General features: G+C 43.1%; 1 protein-coding gene. It reads right to left on the reverse strand.

Features of this window, described 5'->3' with window-relative positions; translation table 11 throughout:
• A partial coding sequence (locus tag A4S05_RS37715; RefSeq protein WP_256091402.1) for a DUF3854 domain-containing protein occupies positions 1-3,071 on the reverse strand: 3,071 nt, incomplete at both ends.

Below are 3,071 nucleotides of genomic sequence, written 5' to 3' on the forward strand. Positions count from 1 at the left end.
ACAGTTCTTTGTGATAAGGGTTGTGCCCTTTCTGCAGTCGCCGCTAATAGCTCGTCGTATGTGGTTCTTACGGCTGATAAATTCTGATGATACTCAGACAGTTGTTTTGTTAACTGTGGTAATGTTTCAATCAAGGTGGACTCAACTGCTGACTGTTCAATAAAGTCAGAGATTACATCCACTGTTCTTTTTGATGAAATTTGTTGCTCAATTGAAGCAATCACTGCTCCAAAGTCATCTAATCTGGTTCTAGCTCCTCTTAGGTGCTGCTGATACCCGTACAGTTGTTCTGTTAATTGTGGTAACGTTTCAACCAAGGCATCATCAACTATTGACTGTTGAATATTCTCAGTAATTGCGTTTAAGAGTTGTTCGGTAGTTGGTCGTTTGGCGTTTCCATTTTGTTCAAAACTGACATCACTTGCTGCGCCGTCAATAATTGCTGAATCTTCTGGGTTAACTTGTCTTGAGAAGTTCGTTGCTCGTTGACCTCGAAGCCAATCATCTGTAGAGCTTGGGTTAATTCTTGCACTAATGGCTCCAAGTTCGAGGACTTCTTGGAATTCAATGTCTCGGCTAACTGCTGCAAGAAGTTCGAGTGACTCGCGCTCATTTCGATTAGGTTCTCGGCTTGCCTCGTTTCTAAGAACTCGATTTTCTGGGTCAATTGCTCTATCTTCTCGGTTAGCAACTGTATCTGTGTTGGGTTGTTGTCGTTGGTTAAAGTCATGGGTTTGTACCTGTGGTTTATTTTGTAAAAGATAGAGAACAGGCAATGGGGAACAGGCAACAGTTTTTTCTATTTCCTCTTCCCTGTGTGTTGGTAATAGATCCAATTTGTCATTCCCTGTTACCCGTTCCCTATTGCCTGTTCCCTCAAGTTGTATAGAACGTTGTTCTGGTATCGGCTTACGCAAAGGTGGAAAAGCCGCAGTCTTTGAATGCTGATTCTGCTGTTGCCAGTCCCGAAAGGTTGGAGCAAGATGACTCAATTTCTCGTAAGCTTGTGGCCCATTTGCGGCGATGAAATCATCAACACCTTTGTCTGGGCCTGGCAAGTTGATGACTTTTACTCTTGCTCCAGCTTCTTGTAACAATCTTCCAGTTACGGAAATATCTCGTTCGATATGGAGCTTAGTTTCGGGCTTGGTTTCGTAGTCAAAGCAGAACTTGAAAACTCTCCCTTGTGTGGCGAAAACCGCTAATTCCTCATGTAGGTAAGACTTACCGATTTTTTTGCCAAACTCATCTTTGGGAGTTCGGTATCCCGCCGAAATCCCAGGTAGCCCAATGGCAGCATGACCCTGACTCAACAGACTGGCTGCTTTTTTAGCTCCTTCTGCGATCGCACAGGGGATATTATGTTTCCAGACACAGTACCAAAATCCTGACTGGCGATCGCTATCACTGGGATTCACCTTGTGTTTGGAGTAAATGCGTTCGGCAATATCGTCAGGGACATTAAGCAGGAAGATGCTTAATTCAACCTTGGGAGGATGCTCATATTTGATGAATTTCCCTTCAATTATTTGATTATTCTCATCTTTTTTGGGTCTTGGTTGATTTGGCTTGTAGCATCCCCATCGTTTAAGAGTTGGTTTATCACCTGGGGTTAAATCAGCAAATGTTCGCGGATCAACTCCAGCATCACACCACCATCCTCCAGCATCAAGATGAGAATATGTTCTGATTAATCCCTCCGTTAACCTCCCGGTATTTGTACGATTAAGTTTTTCACTAACCATGAGTCTTTCCCAAGACTCATGCTCACCACCTGCATAGTTGAATTGAAGACTTTCAAAATTTTTTGCCGCAATATCAGGATGGATAGCGCTATCTTCAAACTCTTGCCAGTGCTTTGGTTCAAGAAAATTGGGAATGTCTTTACTTTGATGTGGTGTCCAAAATGCTTCTGTTGGGGCAGCAGATTTCAGTACTGGCTTGGAGAAAACCGATTCAACAGTATTATAGTTTGGTGTCTCTTTCAAGACGGGCAAGACTTTCGGTACTTTTATTGATGAATCATGGCTTGTTGTCCGGCTAGATGCGACTGATTTCACAATTGGCTGGACATTTGGAGTAGATACTGTCGTCTCTTGTTTTAGTACTGGCTTCTCAAAAGGGGCACTTATATTTATAGTTATTGCTTGGTGCTGCTCAATCGTCGATTTCTGAATTTGTTTTCGTAGCAATTCCAAAGCATTCTCTTTGGCTTTCGACTGTTGCGCCAACTCTACCAATCGCGTTGGATCTTCGGTGTAAATTTTTAATTCATGCCTTGCACGGCTGGCAGCAACATAAAAACTTTCCTGTCCAATAGTGAAATCTGCCGAAATTAACACCCGATCCGCAGTTTTCCCCTGGCTACTATATGTTGTACTCACAAGGGCATAGTCTAAGTTTTGCGCCTGTGCCAAACTAATGGATTCAGTACGCTCATCAGCATATTTAATCTGGACGATATTCAGGTCGATGGCTGTTACAGTAAATTCCTGCCCGTTGCGTCGTCCCAATTGCCGATCGTTTTTCTTCCATTGCAAGCGATCGCCCACGGCAATTTCAATCTGGTGACTCTGGTAAACCGCTTTCTCAAAAGCCGTGTCTACCTGCAAAATCTGACGTTCATCACTTATAAGGGTCAACTTATCAGTAGTTCGACCTACCACTTCATATAATTTGCCTTTAGAAAGCCCCCGGCGTTTGTAATCCCGTGTGGGCATGATCACATCACCAATTTCAAAGTTATGGGCAAACCGCATCTGTACTTTTGTCAGATTTTTGGTTTGCAATTGGGTGATGGTTGCAGTTTCTCCCAAAGTTCCTTCACCCTTGAGCTTCGAGCGAATCGCTTGGGTAAGGGCAAGTCTTTCTGTATTTGTTCCAGCTAACACAAGAGTTTTGAGTCGCTGCTCTGGTGTCCCTACTATATAATCATTGGCGATCTGCTCTATTTTGGAAAAACTATCTATAGAAAGTATGGAACCGTTGGCTTCTAGTCGTTCAAAACCAGCTTCAATCCTGCCATCAGCAATTAAATCTACTGCTAATTTTAGTTGAGGGTCTTTTTGGCG

This window comes from Nostoc sp. KVJ20 (assembly GCF_001712795.1).
Taxonomy (GTDB): Bacteria; Cyanobacteriota; Cyanobacteriia; order Cyanobacteriales; family Nostocaceae; genus Nostoc.